At 57.1% G+C, this 20,196-nt stretch carries 21 protein-coding genes and 1 pseudogene; 4 read left to right on the forward strand and 18 right to left on the reverse strand.

Going from position 1 to position 20,196, the window contains the following annotated elements; translation table 11 throughout:
* Positions 1 to 2: 2 nt before the first annotated feature.
* The 3 genes and pseudogenes from RBB82_RS09150 to RBB82_RS09160 all read right to left on the reverse strand — a co-directional run.
* Positions 3 to 77 (reverse strand): annotated as a pseudogene (locus RBB82_RS09150) (hypothetical protein); the annotation flags it as partial.
* 263 nt (positions 78 to 340) lie between these two features.
* On the reverse strand, positions 341 to 1,759 hold the full coding sequence (locus RBB82_RS09155; RefSeq protein ID WP_433974818.1) for an MFS transporter: 1,419 nt from the start codon (positions 1,757 to 1,759) through the stop codon (positions 341 to 343).
* A 75-nt stretch (positions 1,760 to 1,834) separates the two neighbouring features.
* Entirely contained in the window at positions 1,835 to 2,404 is a 570-nt protein-coding gene (locus RBB82_RS09160; RefSeq protein ID WP_433974819.1) for a hydrolase, read from the reverse strand.
* An 870-nt stretch (positions 2,405 to 3,274) separates the two neighbouring features.
* Between RBB82_RS09160 and RBB82_RS09165 the strand changes: the two genes are divergently transcribed.
* Positions 3,275 to 3,916, forward strand: a complete 642-nt coding sequence (locus RBB82_RS09165) for a TetR/AcrR family transcriptional regulator (RefSeq protein WP_433974820.1) — start codon at positions 3,275 to 3,277, stop codon at positions 3,914 to 3,916.
* A gap of 96 nt (positions 3,917 to 4,012) precedes the next feature.
* Here RBB82_RS09165 and RBB82_RS09170 read toward each other — a convergent pair whose 3' ends face one another.
* From RBB82_RS09170 to lipA, 6 genes are all read right to left on the reverse strand, one after another.
* A complete protein-coding gene (locus tag RBB82_RS09170; RefSeq protein WP_433974821.1) occupies positions 4,013 to 4,594 on the reverse strand; it encodes a sensor histidine kinase in 582 nt (193 codons plus the stop codon).
* A 214-nt stretch (positions 4,595 to 4,808) separates the two neighbouring features.
* Positions 4,809 to 5,357: a triple tyrosine motif-containing protein gene (locus RBB82_RS09175; protein ID WP_433974822.1), complete on the reverse strand. Its 549-nt coding sequence runs from the start codon at positions 5,355 to 5,357 to the stop codon at positions 4,809 to 4,811.
* Positions 5,358 to 5,434: 77 nt separating this feature from the next.
* Positions 5,435 to 5,974: a hypothetical protein gene (locus tag RBB82_RS09180; RefSeq protein ID WP_433974823.1), complete on the reverse strand. Its 540-nt coding sequence runs from the start codon at positions 5,972 to 5,974 to the stop codon at positions 5,435 to 5,437.
* A gap of 360 nt (positions 5,975 to 6,334) precedes the next feature.
* The gene (locus RBB82_RS09185; protein ID WP_433974824.1) at positions 6,335 to 6,742 is read right to left on the reverse strand and encodes a two-component regulator propeller domain-containing protein; all 408 of its coding nucleotides are present in this window, start codon (positions 6,740 to 6,742) and stop codon (positions 6,335 to 6,337) included.
* A gap of 35 nt (positions 6,743 to 6,777) precedes the next feature.
* Positions 6,778 to 7,122: a TniQ family protein gene (locus RBB82_RS09190; RefSeq protein WP_433974825.1), complete on the reverse strand. Its 345-nt coding sequence runs from the start codon at positions 7,120 to 7,122 to the stop codon at positions 6,778 to 6,780.
* A gap of 60 nt (positions 7,123 to 7,182) precedes the next feature.
* Complete coding sequence (gene lipA, locus RBB82_RS09195; protein WP_433974826.1) at positions 7,183 to 8,142, reverse strand: lipoyl synthase; 960 nt, start codon at positions 8,140 to 8,142, stop codon at positions 7,183 to 7,185.
* A 130-nt stretch (positions 8,143 to 8,272) separates the two neighbouring features.
* On the opposite strand from lipA, the gene RBB82_RS09200 reads away from it, so the two are divergent.
* From RBB82_RS09200 to RBB82_RS09210, 3 genes are all read left to right on the forward strand, one after another.
* Positions 8,273 to 8,623 (forward strand): PadR family transcriptional regulator, encoded by a 351-nt coding sequence (locus tag RBB82_RS09200; protein ID WP_433974827.1) that lies wholly within the window; start codon positions 8,273 to 8,275, stop codon positions 8,621 to 8,623.
* Positions 8,623 to 11,265, forward strand: coding sequence for an ADOP family duplicated permease (locus RBB82_RS09205; protein ID WP_433974828.1), 2,643 nt, complete (start codon positions 8,623 to 8,625; stop codon positions 11,263 to 11,265). Before RBB82_RS09200 ends, RBB82_RS09205 begins: the two co-directional genes overlap by 1 nt.
* A 567-nt stretch (positions 11,266 to 11,832) precedes the next feature.
* A complete protein-coding gene (locus tag RBB82_RS09210; protein WP_433974829.1) occupies positions 11,833 to 12,840 on the forward strand; it encodes a hypothetical protein in 1,008 nt (335 codons plus the stop codon).
* A gap of 18 nt (positions 12,841 to 12,858) precedes the next feature.
* Here RBB82_RS09210 and RBB82_RS09215 read toward each other — a convergent pair whose 3' ends face one another.
* The 9 genes from RBB82_RS09215 to dacB all read right to left on the reverse strand — a co-directional run bounded on the left by RBB82_RS09215 (position 12,859) and on the right by dacB (position 20,123).
* The gene (locus RBB82_RS09215) at positions 12,859 to 13,629 is read right to left on the reverse strand and encodes a HEAT repeat domain-containing protein (RefSeq protein WP_433974830.1); all 771 of its coding nucleotides are present in this window, start codon (positions 13,627 to 13,629) and stop codon (positions 12,859 to 12,861) included.
* Between the two features lie 8 nt (positions 13,630 to 13,637).
* Positions 13,638 to 14,096, reverse strand: a complete 459-nt coding sequence (locus RBB82_RS09220) for a hypothetical protein (protein WP_433974831.1) — start codon at positions 14,094 to 14,096, stop codon at positions 13,638 to 13,640.
* A gap of 27 nt (positions 14,097 to 14,123) precedes the next feature.
* Positions 14,124 to 14,570 (reverse strand): hypothetical protein, encoded by a 447-nt coding sequence (locus RBB82_RS09225; protein ID WP_433974832.1) that lies wholly within the window; start codon positions 14,568 to 14,570, stop codon positions 14,124 to 14,126.
* 679 nt (positions 14,571 to 15,249) lie between these two features.
* Positions 15,250 to 16,173 carry a TIM barrel protein gene (locus tag RBB82_RS09230; RefSeq protein ID WP_433974833.1) on the reverse strand — a complete coding sequence of 308 codons (924 nt, stop codon included), beginning with the start codon at positions 16,171 to 16,173 and terminating at the stop codon, positions 15,250 to 15,252.
* 231 nt (positions 16,174 to 16,404) lie between these two features.
* Positions 16,405 to 16,893 carry a DUF4442 domain-containing protein gene (locus RBB82_RS09235; RefSeq protein ID WP_433974834.1) on the reverse strand — a complete coding sequence of 163 codons (489 nt, stop codon included), beginning with the start codon at positions 16,891 to 16,893 and terminating at the stop codon, positions 16,405 to 16,407.
* A complete protein-coding gene (locus RBB82_RS09240) occupies positions 16,890 to 17,267 on the reverse strand; it encodes a hypothetical protein (protein ID WP_433974835.1) in 378 nt (125 codons plus the stop codon). The genes RBB82_RS09235 and RBB82_RS09240 overlap by 4 nt, the downstream gene beginning before the upstream one ends.
* Positions 17,264 to 17,605 (reverse strand): c-type cytochrome, encoded by a 342-nt coding sequence (locus RBB82_RS09245; protein WP_433974836.1) that lies wholly within the window; start codon positions 17,603 to 17,605, stop codon positions 17,264 to 17,266. Before RBB82_RS09245 ends, RBB82_RS09240 begins: the two co-directional genes overlap by 4 nt.
* Positions 17,606 to 17,620: 15 nt before the next feature.
* Complete coding sequence (locus RBB82_RS09250; RefSeq protein ID WP_433974837.1) at positions 17,621 to 18,397, reverse strand: sulfite exporter TauE/SafE family protein; 777 nt, start codon at positions 18,395 to 18,397, stop codon at positions 17,621 to 17,623.
* Positions 18,398 to 18,470: 73 nt separating this feature from the next.
* On the reverse strand, positions 18,471 to 20,123 hold the full coding sequence (gene dacB, locus RBB82_RS09255; protein ID WP_433974838.1) for a D-alanyl-D-alanine carboxypeptidase/D-alanyl-D-alanine endopeptidase: 1,653 nt from the start codon (positions 20,121 to 20,123) through the stop codon (positions 18,471 to 18,473).
* Positions 20,124 to 20,196: the final 73 nt, after the last annotated feature.

A 20,196-nucleotide genomic window follows, 5' to 3' on the forward strand; every position in this document is an offset into this window, starting at 1 on the left:
CCAGCCGCGTTGAGAGCGGAGGACTGTGCTGTCGTGTCCTGTTCGTTAGTTGAGACGCGTGCGTAGCCAATGAGCATGGTTGCTGCAACGTATCGCCAATGACTCTATCACCACATACCTTCGTGCGACTCAAAGTGCCGGGGTTTGAGCCTGTCCTGAGAACGTTGAGTAAACATTCAAGCCTGTTACAAAACTCTAAGCTCGGGCACAACTCATCACTGGCCCAATTTCCGAGTTCCCGTGATCGAAGAATTATCGGAAAGCGTTCCACGTTGTGGCCGACTCTGCGACAGCGCTCATTTTTAATCAAAATGCTCAGTGAAAGCGGCGTGCACAGCGGTTAGCTGAGGTGATCGCGCGGAAGAGTTCGATCGAAGATCGTTCCGACGAGAAGAACTACGCTTAGCACCCCCATGACCACGGCGAGGTTATGCAGACCGTGGTCGCTCGCGTGCCGACCGTACATGAGACCGAGAAGACTGGTCGAGGTAATCGCGCCGATATAAGTCGCCGTTCGTTGCAAACCGGAGGCAGTGCCGATCTCGTTCACCGGCGCCTGGATATAGACCGCTGCCTGGGTTGCGGTGGATGCTAGCCCAGTCGGCAGGCCGAAGAGCATGACGGCCGCAGCGATCATCCACACAGGCGTCTCGTGGTTGATCAGCAACAGACACAAGCAGCCGATCAGCGCTGCTGCCGTGCTCACGATGAAGGGGGTTCGGATTCCCTTGGTGCGCGCGCCCGCGAGCGACGCCACAACGGCCAGGACGGACATCGGCAATGTGACGAGGCCCGCTTTGGAACTACTGAAACCAGCTCCGGCTTCAAGCCATTGAGCAAAGCCGTAGAGGATGCAATAGACGATCAGCAGGATCGCGGCGATACGCACATAAGTCACGGTCAGAGGGCGGTTGCGGACCAGCATGCGCACATCGATGAATGGCTGCCTGCGGCGCAAGGAGTGGATGACCAGTGCAACACCGAAAACGGCGGCGATCGGCAATACCAACCACGCAGGGTGATTGAGATTCATGAGGAACAACATCAGGCTCAACAGAAAGGCCGCGAAGAGTGCGATGCCAATCAGATCGAGGTCCTCCAGCAGGAGCACAAAGCTGCCGGCGGGTTGCACATCTTTGGGAACCCACAATAGAACGAGAAGGATGGTGAGCAGCGAGAGGGGAAGGTTCACCGTGAAGATCGCGTGCCACCCGAAGTATCCGGTCAGAACTCCGCCAAGCACAGGCCCAATGGCAGTCGTCGCGGTCCCGGCAAACGACATAAAGCCCATGGCGACACGCGGCGGGTTCGAACCAATACGGTCAGCCTGCGTGCGGAAGATGCGCATCGCCGACGGATAGGCCCCCGAGGTTCCTATTCCGAGCAAAACACGGACAGCGATCAGCGCGCCCAATGACGGGGCGATTGCCCCGGCGATGCCAGCGACCGTTACGACACAGAGCGAGAAAAGATAGACTCGGCGCGGGCCAAACAGGTCCGCCAGGCGCCCCATCGTGGGCTGGGCAATGGCGCTGGTTAGATAGAGGCCCGCGATGAGCCATCCTGTCTGAGCCACGCTGGCATGATAGTCCCTCGCGATCGCTACCAGAGCCGTTGAAATCATCGTCGAATTGATCGGATTCAGCGTCGATCCGAGCGCGAGCGGCGTGACGAAACGAAAGCCGAAGTGTGCATGCTGCCTTGCAGAAGACTCCTTAGCCTGCTCGACGTCGGTAGGCATACGCAAATCGACGCTCACGAGTCCTCGAAACGCCGAATCAATCCGGCGATGAAAACGAGGGATACATGCACTCTTCTGACTTCACAGGCCACCTTAAGCAAGGGCGGAGATGACCTCATCGGTCTTCCTTACCCTCGCCAGACGTGGAAAGGTCTTCTCGAAGGCGAAGCGATGTTGATCAGCGTCTTGAGCAGAGCAGGCGTCCTCGACAACCACAAAGGCGAAGCCGAAGCCGGTGCCCTGGCGGACGGTGGATTCGACGCCGATGTTACTGGAGATGCCGGTGAGGACAACCGTGTCGACACCGCGGCTCTTGAGTTGTTGCTCGAGGTCTGTGCCGGCAAAGGCGCCCCAGTGGCGCTTCGTTATGAGGATGTCGTTGGGTTGGAAACCCGCGGAAGCGGCGATCTCCGACGCCACAGCGGGTATTGGCTTATCACCCATATTGTGCGGCTCGTCGACTGGAAACTTCAGCAAATCATTCAGGTCGACGCGAACATAAACAACCGGTGCGCCCTTAGCGCGGAAGGCTTCGGCGAGTTTTTTTGAGTTTTCAACGATCTGAGCGGCGGGATGGGGCGCAGTATTCATGCCGACGATAGCATTCTGGAGGTCGATGATGACGAGAGCGGTTTTTTTTGAGTCGAGATTCAATGAGTTCAATATGGCTCCAAAAATCGAGGAAATCCTCGATTTAATATTAAAATACGAGGGTGCCCTCGTATTGTCAAATTCTACCTCTGGGTGGAATCGCAACGGATGATTACTATCGCCGAACCAGGAAGATCTCGGCGCTCAACTGTTGGTCAACTTTAGCGGCACGCACTCGTCGCGCGCCGCTCATCTGCGACGGGAAGTTTAACGCTGAACTTGGCTCCATACTCTGGGTTGTTCTCAGCCATAATTGCCCGTCGTGCTCTTCGATAATGGATCGGGAAATGGCCATTCCAACGTAGTCACGTGCCTTCCTGTTTGTGAATGTAAGTTTTCCATCGGGTGCGTTCGAAAACAAGATTGAAGGAGCCGCGTCCATTCTCTTTGCATCTGCTGCTCAGATTGTTGGAGAGCGAGTGCCGCCGCTTGCTGGGCGGCCGTATCGAGCATGATTCCGTGAAACGCGAAGGTCTTTCCGTTGTCGTCGCGGATAGCGGCAACGCAGATGTGAAACCATCGGGATTGTCCGTCGGCCCACATAAAGAGACTGACGGTGTCTTATCCAACACTTTCTGTGAGCAATCGATTCCAAAGGCTTGAAGTTCCCTCAAAATCATCCGGGTGGATCACATCGACCCAACCCCTCTGCTGCATATCCTCAACCGTTCTTCCGCTGTATTCGATCCCTTTTTGATTGATGTAGACGATCGACCCGTCTGGTGCGGCCTTGAACAGAACCGCAGGGAGATTCCCGGCAAGAAGATTCAGTTGCAGCTCACACTCGTTGAGGGCGGTTTTCTTCGGTTCGAGGTCCGATGAGCTTAACGTAGCCTTTAAAATACGATGGTATCCTCGATTTTATGTGGATAAGATACGAGGATGACCTCAACTTCGTTAAATTCTATCCGGGTGAAGCCGCAGCAGGAGCGCGCAACACGGCGACTTGCGAATTTTCTGGATGCTGCAGAGGAACTCTTCGCAGAGATCGGCTATGAGGCCACGACTATGACTTCTATCGCCGAGCGTAGCGGTTCCGGCATTGGCACGCTTTATCACTATTTCCCAGACAAGCAATCCATGGCCTTCGCTCTTTTGAACCAATATGCACAGACGGTCGAAGCACATTGGAAGCCCTTGATCGAACAGGCGGAGACACTGTCCCACGCCGCGTTTGCGGAGACGTTCCTCGAACGCGTCACCGAATTCTTACGGGAGCGCCCCGCCTATCTGAAGTTGCTCGCCGCGCCGATCCGGTTTTCCCGTGACCCAACTGCACGCAGGGCTTTACGCGTCGCTATTGCGAACGCCTTTAGAGCGAAGGACACATCGCTCACCGGCGAAAAGGCCATGTTGGCCGCAAACATCACTCTCCAGATGGCCAAAGGCATGACAACGCTTTATGCGGAAGCAGGTCCGAAGGAGAAGCCTCTGATCATCGCAGAATATAAGAAGGTACTGACGCTATATCTGGGAAGCGTTTTGTCCAAGGACGAGCGGTCTTCAAAAGAGCGGCAACGGTAAGGCAGGCCGCTTCTTCGACACCGCACCGCAAGCGTTGAGGGCCAGCCTCCCCACTCGACTGAAAGCGAATCTTGCTGCATCCACCGGAGGGGCTGTTTACGCGGAGCCGGCTGGCAACGTGAAGTGGAACGTCGCGCCAAGCGCACCGTCGCCGTTAGCCCAGATCCGGCCGCCATGCGATTCTACGATCGACTTGCTGATTGCCAAGCCCATGCCGCTGCCTTGCGGCTTCGTCGTAAAGAATGCGTCGAATATCTGGTTGGCCTTGTCCATGGGTAGCCCGGGGCCTGTGTCATTTACAGAGATCTCTATCTGGCCGTTCTCACGCGATTGCGACTTCACCCTAAGCACGCCGCCCGTATCCTTCATCGCCTCGATACCATTGAGCATGAGGTTCATCAGTACCTGCTGAATTTGCACTCGATCCGCCACGGTCGTGGGAAGATCGTCGGCAAGGTCCGTACGAATCGAAACGGCATTCTCGTTGGCTTTGCCCCGCAGCAGCAGGACCACTTCGCCGATGACCGCATTTACCGCGACCAACTCTCGTTTGGGAGGGGTCTTTTTGTACAACGATCGCAGACGGCCGATAATCTCCGACGCAAGAATACCCGCTTCGATGATACTTCCGTTCCTTTGAGAGCTTCGGTCACTTCGGGCGGGTCGCGCTGAAGCCATCGCAAAGATGCCTTGGCATGAGCGGTTGTGACCCTAATGGGCTGTGCGAGTTCATGCGAGATGGAGGCGACCAGTTCTCCCATCGTGCTGACACGATTGGTGTGGGCAAGGTCTGCTTGTAGCTCTTCCGCACGCTTGCGATCTTGAATGTCGGCCGCCGCACCGTACCATTTCAGGACCTTTCCTCGCTTGTCCCGCAGCGGCACACCACGGTTCAAAAACCACCGATACTCCCGTTGGCGCGACGGACGCGCACCTCATCCTCGAACGGCTCGCCACTGGCGAAGCTCGCGCCCATTCGTCGTACACTTCGATCCAAATCCTCGGGATGAACAACATCTTTTCCGAGTTCCCCCACTGTTCCCAACCGCGACAGGCCGGTGTACTCAACCCAACGTCGATTCATAAATTGAACCATCCCGTCGGTTTCAGCGATCCACGCCATCGCCGGAATGGTCTCGATGGCTTCGCGAAGTTTTCGTTCCGCTTTCCGCAATTGATGCACTCGGAGTTGATACAGCCCCCAAAGGAATGCCAGAAACGCAGCCACGTATAACAAGCGGAACCAAGTCGTCTGGTACCAGGCAGGCGCGATCTTGAAGTCCAGATGCGCTCCATCTTCATTCCAGACTCCGTCGTTGTTGCAGGCGATTACTCGAAAACGGTACTTGCCTGGACCCAGCCTGTCATAGAAAGCTTCGCGACGAGTGCCCGCGTCCTGCCAGTCTTTATCTACGCCTTCCAGCCTGTACCGAAAATTCACCTTCTCCGGCACAGACAGGCTAAACGCCGAATAGCCAATTTGCAGATCGGTTGCACCTGGGGGCAGCACCAGATTCGTCAGCGAACCGGATTGTTTGCCATTCTCACAGACCGAATCAAAACCGGCGGAGGAATTGTATTCGTCGAGATGTGGGCAGGATCGACCCGCACGATTCCGCCCCACGCAAGAAACCAAAGTCCGCCGTCGGTTCCCTGAATCTCCTTTAAAAATGCTCCCGTAGCCGCGAATGGGCCGGGAAGCCCATCGAATGAGTCGAGCAGACGATACTTTACGCGATAGGAGGAGTTGTCCAGGGCATGCTGGACTTCCCAAGCCGGGATGTGAACGACACCCCTGCTTTCAGCCAGCCACAGCCTGCCATCGGGTGTCTCTTCAATGCCCATAACCGAACCAAATCTTTCGGCATCCGCAGGGGCGATCCGCCGGAAACCGTTCCCGTCGAAGAATGCAAGCCCCAGGACTCCGCCAACCCATATATGCCGTCCCCGGCCATTGATCGACCTTACGCTTCCCACGGGAGAAGCATCGGCAGGAAAAACTCTCTGTATCTTTCCTGGCCCAAGACAACCATTGGGCCGCCCTCGTATCCGAACCATGCGCGGCCCATCCAATCCGAGAAGGCTGTTCTGGGAGTCAATTTTGCAAATTCTGACGCGCCTTCCAGTTGCTGCCATTGTCCATTTTCCCGATAGAATGTGCCTTCTCTCAGGGCAGTCAGCCAGAGCGCGCCGGAGCGATCCTCCGTGGCCGCCATCCACTGACTTGTGTAGGTCCTGGGAAACGACGGAGGGAGCGCGATCCTGGTGTATCTTCCCGCGTCAAAGCGATAGATGGCATCCCAGCCTAGCCACCAAATTACGCCAGAGGGTCACGATACGCAGACAGGGCGTTGCCGGGCACCGGATCGCCAAGCTCAGCGCGTGTTCCGCGAACGTGCGTCACGAAACCCAGGTCTGCTACCAGGCGTCTCCGGCCTCTCCCGCAGCCAAAACAACATGCCAGTGCTTAAACTTAAGAGGGAGAATGACCGGGATTAGGTTCGTTTTGCGGAAGCGATCCAGACCGCTGGTGGTCCCGATCCAGATGTTTCCCTCCCGGTCTTGAAGAATGGCGCGGATATAATCGTCGCTTAATCCATCCTTCGCAGTGAACGACTCGACCGCGGTGCTCAATTCCTTGATATGGCCGCTCAGCAGTTCTGGAGCTGGAGCCCGGCGAAGCCCGTCGCCCTGGGTGGCGATCCACAAGGCGCCGTCGTTATCAAAAAGAATTGCCTGGGAACCGGCGTCGATTTCGGTTTTGTCAGTAGTCGAACGCTTATCTGATAGTGGGATGGGACGGACGGACCTCGACGATTCAGCCATCCACAATTTTCCGCTCACCGCTTGCGCAAATTGGTCTACCTCGCCGACTGGAATACCGGTCGAATGAAAACTCCGGGCCCCCGGTGGAAGAAAAACCAGCGTCTCCTCGGTCGCGACCCAAACAGTCCGTAAAGGCCGGAAGGAAGGCTTTTAATAAAAATATCCTTCTCTACTCCAGCCGCCTCTGCAATATGGTTTACGAGCGGATTATAGGGTTCCATCGAATCTATTTCCCGAACCCAATCGTCGGTTCCAAGCCACGCGCAAAGACTTCTGACAGAAATCCCGTTACCGGAGGCAATACTAAGCATCCAGGACGACAGAATCTCATCGTCAAGACGTCGCGGATGCCATGGCAAGAGATTTGACGCGTTCGTCATAACCCTCAATCTGGCTGGCCACGTACAACGCTATTTCGTACTGGTACAAATTAGCGTTGATCAGTACAAATTAGCGTTGATTTTGACAGCCAGCCCCGTAGACTCCGCCTGCTCCTGCGCGTGATAGCTACTCCGCACCAGAGGCCCACTCTCCACATGCCGGAAGCCCATCCCCATCGCCTCATGCTTCAGAAACGAGAACTCCTCCGGCGTGTAGTACCGCGCCATCGGCAGATGATCCCGCGAAGGCCGCAGATACTGCCCGATCGTCAGAATATCCACCTTCCGATCCGCCAGATCGCGAAATACGGCCAGCAGCTCGTGCATCTCTTCGCCCATCCCAACAATAATGCCTGTCTTGGTTACAATTTGGTCGCCATCACGATCTGAAAACATCTCCGCCGCAAGCTCCTTCGCATGCTGCAGAAACCGCAATGACTTCTCATATCGCCCACCCGACTTCGCCACGCGATACAGCCGCGGCACCGTCTCGATATTGTGATTCAGAATCTCCGGCCTCGCTGCCACCACCATCCGCAGCGCTTCCTCGTTTCCCTGAAAGTCCGGCGTCAACACCTCGACCCTGCACCCAGGAGCCTGCATCCGAACCTCTTCGATCACACTCACAAACGCCCGCGCCGCACCGACATTATCGTCATCGCGATTAACACTAGTAATCACAGCATGCGCCAGCCCAAGCTGCGCCACCGCATACGCCACCCGTCGCGGCTCATCAAAATCAATCGGCTCCGGCTTGCCCTTCGGCACCGCGCAAAACCCACATCGCCGCGTGCAGAGATTCCCCAGCATCATGAACGTCGCCGACTTCTGATTCCAGCACTCCCCGATATTCGGGCACTGCGCGCTCTCGCACACCGTATGCAGGTTCAGCTCCCGCGCCATCTTCTTCAGATTGTGAAAGGTCTCCCCCATCGGAGCCTTCGCCTTCAGCCACGCCGGTTTCGGCGCAGGCTTCCTCGGAGAAAGATCAATCTGCACAAGTTCAGCTGTAGAAATCATCCCTTTCATTGTATCGCCCACGCCCAAAACCGCGCCAAAACATCACTCGTCACTCTCCTGTGGCATAACCACATCTCTTGTGGCACACTTATGTGGCCGTCGCACAGGAGCCACCACAGGAGCTTCAATCATGCCGGAATCAAAACTCGACCTGCTCCAGGGCACTCTCGATCTCATGGTCCTCCAGACCCTCACCACCATGAGCACTCTTCACGGCTACGGCATCGCCCGCCGCATCGAGCAGGTCAGTGGCGACGAGCTCATCCTAAACCAAGGCACCATCTACGCCTCACTCGTCCGCCTCCAGCAGCGCGGCTGGATCTCCGCCGCCTGGGGAACCTCCGACAACAATCGCAAGGCCAAGTACTACTCCATCACCAAAGCCGGCCGCAGCCAGCTCGCAAAGGACGCCGCCTACTGGCACCGTCTCTCCAGCGTCATGGGCCGAGTCCTCACCATGTCATCCGAAGGAGAGGCCTGATGACCACCCTCCGCGAAGCATGGAACCGCATTCAGTCTTTCTTCCATAAACAGCAGCGCGATGCCGACCTCGACGCCGAGCTCCAAAGCCATCTCGAACTAGCCATCGAAGAAAACATGCAACAAGGCATGCCACCCGACGAAGCCCGTCGCAAAGCGCTCATCCGCTTCGGCGGCATCCCACAAGCGAAGGAGCAACAGCGCGAAGCCCGCGGCCTCCCATGGCTCGACATCCTCCTTCAAGACCTCCGCTTCACCTTCCGCACCCTTCGTCGCGATCCCACCTTCACCCTCATCGCCGTCATCATCCTCGGCCTCGGCATCGGCGCAAACGTCGTAGTCTTCAGCGTCGTCAACACAGTCCTCCTGCGACCCCTCCCCTTCCGCAACCCTGAGCAGTTAGTGCGCCTCGCCGGCTCAGGCGCACCAGGCGGAGAGTCCAGCGCAACCTACTCCGCCGACGCCATGCAGGAGTTCCAGCAACGCAACCGCTCCTTTCAGGAAGTCACCGGCTACTTCGCCTTCTCCTCCAGCGACAACTACAAACTCATCGGCAACGGCCAGCACCCGCCCGTCACCGGCCTCATGGTCGCCGACAACTTCTTCAAGACCCTCGCCATCCAGCCCACTCTCGGCCGTCTCTTCACACCCGAGGAGTGCCTGAAAAACAGCCGCCCCGTCACCCTCCTAAGCCACGCCTTCTGGAAGCGCCAGTTCCACGCCGATCCAAACATAGTCGGCCAGGCCGTCACCCTCGACAGCAAACCCGTCACCGTCGTCGGCGTCCTGCCCGACACCTTCGACTTCGGTGCCGTCTTCTCTCCGGGCGCCAGAATCGACATCTACACGCCCGCCATCATGGACGAGATCCGTCACTGGGGAAACACCATGGCACTCGTCGGCCGCCTCAAGCCCGGAGTCACCGTCGCGCAGGCGCAATCCGAAGCCGACCTCCTCTTCCCCAAACTCGACGCCGACGTCACCCATCCCGACTGGAAGCCTGAATACACCACCCGATTCTTCGCCCTCAAAGACTACGTCAGCGGCAAGCTCCGCCGTTCTCTCATCGTCCTATGGGCAGCAGTCGGCATGATCCTTCTCATCGTCTGCGTGAACCTCTCGAACCTTCTCCTCGCACGCGCCGCCGCACGCGGCAAAGAGTTCGCCCTCCGCAGCGCCCTCGGTGCAGGCCGCGCCCGCCTCATCCGCCAACTCCTCACCGAAAGCCTCGTCCTCTCCAGCGCAGGCGCTCTCCTCGGTCTCATCACCGCATCAGCGGTCGTCTCCTGGCTCGCCCATCAAGGCTCCATCGCACTTCCACTCTTCAACAGCATCCGCGTCGACGGCACCGCCCTCGCCTGGACCGTACTCATCGCAATACTCACCGCAGCCATCTTCGGCCTGGTCCCGAGCCTCAGGATGTCCAGCAACCATATTCAAGAGTCTCTCAAAGACGGCGGCCACGGAACCAGCGAGGGCCGTCAACACGAGCGCCTGCGTTCGATCCTCGTCATCTCCGAGGTCGCCCTCGCATGTGTTCTTCTCGTCGGCGCAGGTCTCCTCCTTCACAGCTTCCTTCGCGTCCTCGACATCGACTTAGGCTTCCAACCCAGCCGCGCCGCCGCCATTCAGGTCGACTACGACGACCTCGACAATCCCGACCTGCGAGCCGCAATCTGGCGCAACGTCATCACTCGCGTCAAAGCAATTCCCGGCGTCGAAGATGCAGGCATCTCCGACAACCTCCCACTCAGCCGCAATCGCAGCTGGGGCATCACTGCCAAGGGCAAGGAATTCCACAAGGGCGAGCTTCAGGACACCTTCGTCTACATCGTCTCGCCCGGCTACCTCAGATCCATCGGCATGCATCTCGTCAAAGGCCGCGACATCACCTGGGACGACTCCCACACCAGCCAAAAAGTAGTCATCATCAACGAGTCTGTCGCCAAAGGCCTCTGGCCCGGCGAAGATCCCATCGGCCGCACTGCAAAGATCGGCAAGGACGACGTCATAGTAGCTGGTGTCATCGCCGACGTCCGCGAGAGCAACGTAGAAGACACCGGAGGCTGGGAGATGTACCTCCCAACAACCCAGCAGGGACCTGACGGAGCGCAGCTTGTCGTTCGCACCAAACTACCGCCGGACGTCCTCGCCGCCAGTGTCATGAACACGCTCCGCGACATCAACCCCAGCCAGCCCGCAACCGAGTTCAAACCCCTTCAACTACTCGTCGAGCACGCCCTCTCGCCTCGCCGATTCTTCGTCATGCTCGTCTCTATCTTCGCAATCCTCGGCCTCATCCTCGCGGCCCTCGGCATCTACGGCGTCATCTCCTACTCCGTCACGCAAAAAACTCAGGAGATCGGCATCCGCATGGCCCTCGGCGCAACTCAATCGCGAGTGCAACTCGGCGTAGTCCTCAAAACCCTGACCCTCGCCATCATCGGCATCGCAATCGGCACCACAATATCCTTCGCCGCATCGCGCCTCATCGCCACGCTGCTCTTCGGCACCGAACCCACCGACCCCGCAGCATTCCTCGGCATGATTCTCTTACTAGGATTGGTCGCTCTACTAGCCGGCTACATCCCAGCCCGCAGAGCCTCTCGAATCGACCCCATAGTAGCCCTCCGCAACAACTAGAAGCCCTCCAACGCACCGCCAATCGCCGCTGCGTTGCTGCTGCTGTTGCCGTGCTGTTGCTATTGCTGTCGCCGTTGCTGCTGCCGTTGCTGTTGCTGTTGCTGTTGCTCGTTTTTTGGCTGTCATCCTGAGCGCAGCGAAGGACCCCCGCATTTGCTGTTGCATTTGCTGTTGCATTTGCTGTTGCTGTTGCATTTGCCGTTGCTGTTGCACCTGCACCTGCACCTGCACCTGCTATTGCATTTGTCGTTGCTAGTTTTCGGCCGTCATCCTGAGCACAGCGAAGGACCCCTGTCTTTGCATTTGCACTTCTCCATTTCGAATCCGAAGGAGATCAACCGCTTCGTGGAGTCGCTTCGAAGCACAGTTCACTGCGGGCGGGCTATATCACAGTCCACAACTTCGTAATACACAATCAGGATCGCCATACCACCAAAGTTGTACTAGGTAACCGCAGGAAAAGTATCGAACGGGTCATTACCCCGGCTATGCTCCTCGTAGCAAATCCTGCGACACCAACACGCGTCCAGGACAGCTGCACGTTTGAGAGACACGGAGGACAGCCTCATGGTGCGGACCTATACTGGATCACTCTCTGGATTGCTCGTCATAGCAATGTCATTCACCTCAACCGGGCGCACGCTCGCGCAGCAAAATAGCCTCACGCCCTCCTCAACTCCACAAGCCGCCCCTTCTTCTCAGTTTCAACCGGCGTCCCTTGCGAAGCAAAAGAAAGGCAAACAGCAGTACACAGGGCCAATGACACTGGTGGTATTGCCGCCAACCCCCATGCTCGATGAAGAGGGGAATCAGCGCCAGGATCCCGACGGCAAACTCATGTTCAACCCGCCTATCCGCCAGCAGCGCGACAAATTCGGACACCCCCTCTTCGACCTGCAGGGCAAACCCCTGATGCAGAGCAAAGACAACCTCGGATACGACGAAAACGGAAAGAAGCTTCACGCCTCCAAAGAGAAGCCGCCAAAGATCGTCTCCGTCTCCATCACGCGCGGCACACTCACCGTCGATGGCATGACAGGCAAAGCAGCGCTGAACTACGAGATCAAAGATCTCAAGTACGTCTACTTCTACCTTCCCGGCATCGGCACCACCGTCGTATCAAACGCACCATTCCCGGGGGCAGTCGAACAAAAGAAAGCCTTCGACGACAAGACCCTTACTGTAACCGTAGGTGAACATATTGTGCAGTTGTCCTCGGATCAGCGCTTGCTCGGCAAAACAGCCGAGTCTGCTTTCGTTCTGGTAGACAAGAGCTTTGCCGTGCCAACGAAGTTCCCTGTGATGGGTTACGGACCCATCCGTGTCGCTCCCTACGCATGGCCAGGCTCGAAGCAAAATGAGAACTTGCAGGGCGTAGCCGAAGCCCCTCCTCTGCCTGCTGATCTGCGGCCACAGCCGCTTCTCCAGCCATGCCCGGCCGGACAGATGCGAACGCCGGGTGCATCCATGCAGACAGGCGCACAGCATCCATGCGTACCCATAACGTCAGCTCAAGCCACCACCAGCGCCAATCGAGCGGCTGCCTTCATGGGAGGCGCGCAGGCACAGGAATAAAGCAGGCACAGCGATCGCTTACGCGCGCTCCTGACTACTCGCGGCTTCCGCTTTCTTTTCTTTAAGTATCTGCTTCGCGTAGTCACGAACCAGCGGGTCCTTGTCTTCCTGGGCTTCCTGCAAAACCGGCAGCAACTCACTCGAAGAGTTTGTATAAGCGCTGCGCACAAAAAGCTCTAACGTTTGAAGCCTGTACAAAGACCTTTGATCTCTCAGCTCTGCGTGCAGCACCTGCACAGCCTCAGCTACGTCATTTGTCGCGAGCGCGTCGAAAGCACTCTCCTGCACCACCGCATCGCCGTTCGTAATCAGCTCTCGCAGCGTCGCCCTGTCACCCTGCTTCGCAGCAAAATGAACTTTGGCCAGTTCGGCGTCTTCGCCCTGAAACGAAGAGACCTCAGCTTCCGACAGAACAGGATCTTCTGTGCTGTCGCGACGGATCAGCGCGCGTAGCGCTGTCTCCCGAACCAGCGGATCTTCATCATGCAGCGAATTCTGCAGGATCGAGACGGCAGTCGTGTGATCGATAGCGGGGGACGCATCTATCTCTTTCAACACCTCGGCCCTCGCCAATACCGTTCGATCGCTAAACTCCAGCAGTAGCTTATTCGCCACGACGGGCGCATCGACGTCAGCGGGAATTTCAGCAACCGCCTGCCGCGCTGAATCGTTATGCTGATTGGTCTCCACCACTGCTTGCGAACTCTGCGCTGCCGCGAGGACAGAACTGAGGGCAAAACAGCATCCCACCGGCGCGAGCTTTCGAAACCATCGAAGTTGACGAATCATAAATTCCCCTACCAGATGAGCTTGAGGTTCCCGGTTTGAGTGACGCTGTTGGCGTTGTGAATCAAGATCGTATCTGGGCTCGCGACCTGTACGTCGACCAGGTGATCGAAGTCCAGATACAGGATATGAGTCCCTGCTGCCCCACTAAATCCCTGCGTAATGGCGGCACCAGATGTGGATTCCAATCCGACCCACTCGATGAAGCTCGACTGAATGTGCAGGATCGTAGCCATGGCAACGCCGCGGTACCCAAGAGTCGTCTGGGCTCCAATAATAAACACGGCCTGATTCGTCACAGGGGTTATCGGTGCACTACTCGCACCGGGCGCCAAAGTGAAGGTGATGACGGAGGCATTTGGGACGCTGAGCGTCTGCGAGGCCTTTCCTACAATAGCCAACGTAAGCGTCGTAACGACTACTGCGAGAAACGAGCCTGCGTAGCGCCGAATAAATGAGCTTGCTTTCATTTTTTTTGCTCCTTGGCAGATCTCGGCTTACCAGATTAGCTTGACGCTACCGGTGTGGATTGTAGTGCCTCCGTTATGGATGACAAACTCGTCAGCACTGAGTACCTGGAGACCGACCTTGTTAGCGAAGTCGATCCAAATGATATGTGTCCCCACCGCAGTGCCTCCGGTGTGAACGATCGCGCCGCTTGTAGGCTCTATTCCTACCCATCTCATTCCTAAGGTGGGAACGTGAACCAGTGTGACCGTGCTGACACCGAAGTCGGTATTTGTTGTGTCCGATCCAATTACGATGACCGGTTGATTGGTGACAGGCGTGATGCCCGAACTCGTCGCACCCGGCGCAAGCGAGTAATTCACAACTGCGGAGTTAGGCGTTATCACTGTGATCGCAGCCTTCCCCACGACTTCCGTGAGGGCAGCCACAACCATAAGGGACACGGCGAAAAGGCCGAGGCGCTGCAGAATCTTCATGTGTCACATCCTTCTGTGATCGTTATTCGCGGCTGCGGGACACGTACTTGAGTAAAGTGCGCCGATAGTACAGAGCGAGGCCGATAGCTCCTGCAAGCGTAAGCAGGGCTGAGCACAACTGGATCGTTCGTTCCTTTGCTATCAGGGCCCGCGGATCAATCACCGATCCTTGACTCACAGCATCCTGGGGGATGACGAACGAATCATGGGAAATCCGCAGATGAGGCGAAAACAGCTGTAGTAGCAAGCCCGAGAAGAACACGGCCCAGATTACGAGGGGCACCAGGGGAGAGGGCCTGTTTCGATTGGGCGATCGATCACTCGACTCCATAAAATCTCCCAATGAAACGCGTTCGATAGAACTCAACACAAGTCCGCGCATTTTGGAAAGCCGTTTAGCAAAAAAGATTATCGACCCAAAATCCATTGAAGTCACGTCGACGCTTCGTGCCGGAATATTTCATCGACGGGACGCTCGACCTAATCGGTAATTGAAAGGGAAGCAGGACCGAGACTGCTTCATCGAGCGCAAAAAAAATTGTGGCTCTTCGGACGAACGCCGAACGAGCCACAACTGGATCTCATCTGATGATGATCTCAATCATCGGATACACCTGACGCGGCAAAAGCGGCAGATGCCTTCGCATACATCAACGCGCATAAATCATCGCGCCGCAGACTACCCCGCGATACCCATCCCCCGCATCGCCTCTTCACGCGCTTTGCGCAGTGTCTCCACCACATCTCCGGTCGGATAAAACTCCATCGCAATCACGCGGTTGTAATGCAGCTCCCCCAGCTTCCGAAAGACATTCCCATAGTTCACCTCGCCGGTCCCCGGCTCATGTCGTCCCGGTACATCGGCAATATGAATCAACCCAACTTCATCGATATTCTGCTCCAGCTTCTCGATCAGATTTCCATGTGTTCTCTGTTCGTGGTACAGGTCGTACAGCACCTTCACGTGCGGGATCCCCACGGCCTTCACAATCTCGAATCCTTCCGTCACAGTATCCAGATAGATCGGAGGATTCTCCAGCCGGTCGATCGGTTCGATCACTGCCATCAACCCCGCCGCCCCCAGAACATCCGCCGCACGCTTCAGCGCCTCAACCGAGGCTGCCTTCTGCGCTCCCGCCGCCGCACCTTCAACCCGCTTCCCTGACAAAAGAATGATCTGCCCACACCCAAGCCGCTGCACCGCCGGAATAAACCCCTTCAACTCGGCAAGAAACGCATCCTGACCCGATGGGTCCGCAAATCCCGCCTTCACCCCCGATGTAGCGTCCACGGTAATCTTCAGCGCCTGCATTCGCGCGAGAATACGTCGCCAGTCCTCATCCGACCACTTTCCAAACTCACCCACCAGCTCGACGTGATGGTACCCGGCCTCCGCAACGCGCTCTAGGTTCTCCTCGAAGCTACCCTGCTTATTCAGCGCCCACATCATCACGGAAAACTGCGGCCCCGACTTAGTCGTGCCAGCACTCAGCCCGGTCGCAGTTTGGGAACCAGCCACCTGCCCCATCAAACCACTCCCACTCGTCACCCGCGCCGCAACCGCCGCGGCCATCACGCGTCCAAAAGTCCGTCGACTTAACATGCGCCCCATCCTACCAAACGGAACGACGCCCCATCGTCCTTACCGAGCCCGCCTGGCAAAAATAAACGAAAATAATCTGTAAAAGTTGGCGTATTTTTCAGCGCTCAAAAACACGCCGCGAAACACCACGTTCCACCATGCAATGCACCACAAACTCACCACCAAAACACCACACAAAAACACCGGTTTTCCCAAAACCCCCTTCAAAAACACCAGCAAAACCGCAAAAAATCACCCGCCACCACCCCGCATTTTTTTCCGCTCCGCATGCGCAGTTTTTGTCGCGCAATAGACCACCCGTTCCACCTCCGCGACCACCCCACCCTCATCGTCCTTCACCTCCACCACAAACCGGGCATCGGTCCGCCCCTCCACCTCCAGCGCCCTCCGAATCTCCGCCAACCGCTCCTCGCTCAGCCGAAACTCCGCCCGAACCCGCCCCAATCCTGGCTTTTTGTACCGTATCGACGCCGCCTTATCCCAAACCACAACCTCCGGCCCCCCATCCGAAGAAAGATTTGTCGCCAGCATAATCATGTAAAACGGATCCGTCAGCGCAAACAGCGACCCGCCAAACTGAACCCCCATATAGTTCCGATTCCACGGCCGCAGCGGCATCTCCACATCAATCGCACGCAGATCCTTATCCAGCCGCGTCACCTTGATCCCCGTCCCAAACAACGGTGGCCACCACCCGATATGCCGCAGCCACCAGCTCATCGCAACCTGTCCCGAACTTCCGTCCTCACCAGATAAAGAAAGAAAACCAGCGCAAACAGCCCCTGCAGCAAGAACGGTCCAGCATGCGTCTTCTCAAACACAAACAGATTACCCAGGCTCAGCGTCAAACACCCGCCCAACACCAGCGCCCATCCCCACCGACGCAGCCGCAGCAACCCAAACACCCCCGCCGCCAGCAACGTACACAACCCCAGCACACCATACTTCCCGCCGCCAACGCCAAATCTGCCATTCAACGCAGCGAACGCATTCACCAGCGTCAGCACCAGCATGAACACACAAATTCCCGCGACACCCGGCAACATGCCGTGCGCCTTTGCCTCGAGCTTCTTTACCTCATTCGTCTCACTCATAACGTATGCAAATAAGCCAGCAGATCATCAAGATCCTGCGGGTCCAGCCTGTCTCCCTGCGCCGGCATCAGGTTGCGTCCATGCACAATCGTCGCCGTCACGCGTTCATCGTTAGCTGGCGCACCACTCGGCAGATACGGCTTCTTGTACATCCCAATCAACGCCGGCCCATGCAGCGTCGCATCCTTGCGGTCGTAGTGACAACTAGCGCAATGCGTCTGATACACCGCGTGCCCTCGCATCTGCTGCGCATTCAAGTCCGCAAGCGGCGTAGGCGGCGGCACCGACTTACATCCTGCCAACACGCACGCAACCAATAAAACAAAAAACTTCTTCATCCCGTCCATCTCACCTTATCCACGCAGGGACTCCGCCAGCAAGACAACTCCAATACCCGCGAGCCCCACGTAAACGTACCTCAAAAACGAATCTCCATGCAGACGATGGTTCACCACTCTGCCCAGCCACACCCCCGGCAGCAGAACCGGCAAACACATCAGGTAATAGTGTGTCACAGCGGGAACCCAAAGCCCCGCCAGCCAGTACCCCACCACGCCAATCAAACTCGCCGGCAGAAAATATGCCTGCAGCGTCGCACGAAAATGCTGTGCCGACCAGCGTCGCATCGCCCCATAGATCACCAGCGGAGGCCCATTCATTCCAAAGGCTCCCCCAATCACTCCCGCAGCAAATCCACACCCGAATAGCCACGCCCCACTATCGTTCTTCAGATCAGGTGGCTTTCGACCGAACAGAGAATAGATTGAAAAAGCAATGATCAAAACTGCGAGCACAATCTTCACAGCTTGCTGATGAGTGCTCGTCAGCAACAACAGCCCCACCGGTATGCCAAAGAGCGAACACACCACCAGCCAGCCAGCACTACGCACATGGATCTTCCGCCAGTCTTGCATCACCACCACTGCGGCGATCGTAATCGAGACCAGCACAGAGAGCGGCGTTGCAACTTTGAGCGGAATAAAAAGTGCAAGCAGTGGAACGGCAATTAGCGATTCGCCAAACCCAAATGCCGATCGAAACAGAGTGGCAAAAAAGATCACAATCAATACATGCAATGTGGTCGCGTCCATCAAATGCCACACACGTTGACGCTCTGCATCACCAGACAAGAACTACTCTGCATCTCTTCATTCTAAGTGTTCTAAGCCTGAATTACTCTCTTCCCACACATCTGCAAAGTCGCTAATTTGCCGCTGCAATCGCGGCAACAATCTTGTTCGTCACATCGCGATCCACATTCGTCTGCGGAAGATGATTCCCCACCATGATCGAAAAGATCACAGTGCGCCCGCTCGCACACTCCACATACCCACTCAGTGCTCGCGCCCCACCCAGCGTCCCCGTCTTCGCAAATACACGCCCCTTTAACGGCGCCGTAGTAAACCGTCCCTCAAGCGATCCATCCACCCCTCCCACCGGCAAACTGCTCTTCCAATCTGCAAACCATGGCTGCGTACTCGCATACTGCAACAACCGTGCACTCGCGCGAGGCGTAACAAGATCGTGTCCACTTAACCCCGATCCATCAAAGAAAACGAAATCATCCTTATCAAGCCCCGCATTCAGTAGGAACTGCCGCAACACCTTCGCCCCCTGAGCAACCGTTCCGTCCCGTCCTCGCGCCGCACCCAACTGACGCAGCAGCAACTCCGCGTGCAGATTCTGGCTCGTTTTATTCGTCACCACCACATCCTGCAGCAGCGGAGTCGACTGATGTGTCGCGACCGTTCTCTCTTCACCAGTCATTGCGGCATCAAACTCAGCATCGTCCGGCGGTTCAAGCCTCTGCTGCGGAGAGGTGTCTTTCGTCTCAGCATCGACAACCACGCCCGACTCACGATTAAAACTCTCAGCATCCAGCAACACCCGATGACGAGCCTTAGCCACACCACTCACAACGATCCCCCGAGCCTCCAGGATCCCTTTCAGCGCCATCGCCGCATACTCAGCTGGATCCTGAATCGCGACCTCCTCCACATCCGGCTTGCCATGCAGTCCAATCGTTCCATAGATCCGCAGCACCTTCGATCCCAGCGCCCGCTCGAACTGAATCGCGCTCCGACTCTTCGTCACACCCGTCGTAGCAGAGACCTCCAGCGTGTAATAAGGCACCGTCGGATCGATCACAACACTCACCGGCGCACCCACTGCACTACCAGGGCTCACCGTCACCCTAATCTGATTGTCATTAATCGTCAGCGCCGACACCGGCGCGCCATATCCCCAAACCACATCGTCAATCGCCCAGTCCTGCGCATAAGGCTCCCACGGAAATACCGTGTCATCCGCGATCACATCGCCCTTCACACTCTTCAACCCACTCGCCGCAACCTGATCCGCTATCTCTTCCAAATACCGCAACGGATCTGGCTCTTCAGTAGACCCCGCCTTCGATCCGTTTGATCCCTCCATTGGCGCCACATACGGCAGCACACGCCCCGACAGGTTCGCGTCGCCATTGCCGACCAAAACAAGATGCCCCGTCAGCGTCCCACCATCACCGAACACTCCACGCGCCAACAGATTCGTCGCATACGTCGCCTTTGGCCCCAACAACGCCATGGCCGCCGCCGTCGTAAACAACTTCGCATTGCTCGCCGGCTGAAACAGCTGCCCTTCATTCAACGAATAGATCGGTGCGCCATCCATCCCGATGACCGCAATCCCCCAGTGATCTCGAGCCACCGCAGGAGCTTCCAGCAGCGCTGCAATCGTCTTCGACAGCTCCGCGCAAGGTCCACTCCTGCCCGCCTTCAACACAACCGCACCATCGCATCCAGCGCTCTGCGTCTGCGCCCAATCGACTCGTCCGCAAACTGCCACAACAACCAGCATCCAGGCTGCACATCGCAAAAGCCGCATCATCCGCGCAGTCTAGCATCCCCCGATTACAAGCCCCTCGCTATCA

It is taken from the genome of Tunturiibacter lichenicola, from assembly GCF_051013355.1.
Classification (GTDB): Bacteria; Acidobacteriota; Terriglobia; order Terriglobales; family Acidobacteriaceae; genus Edaphobacter; species Edaphobacter lichenicola_F.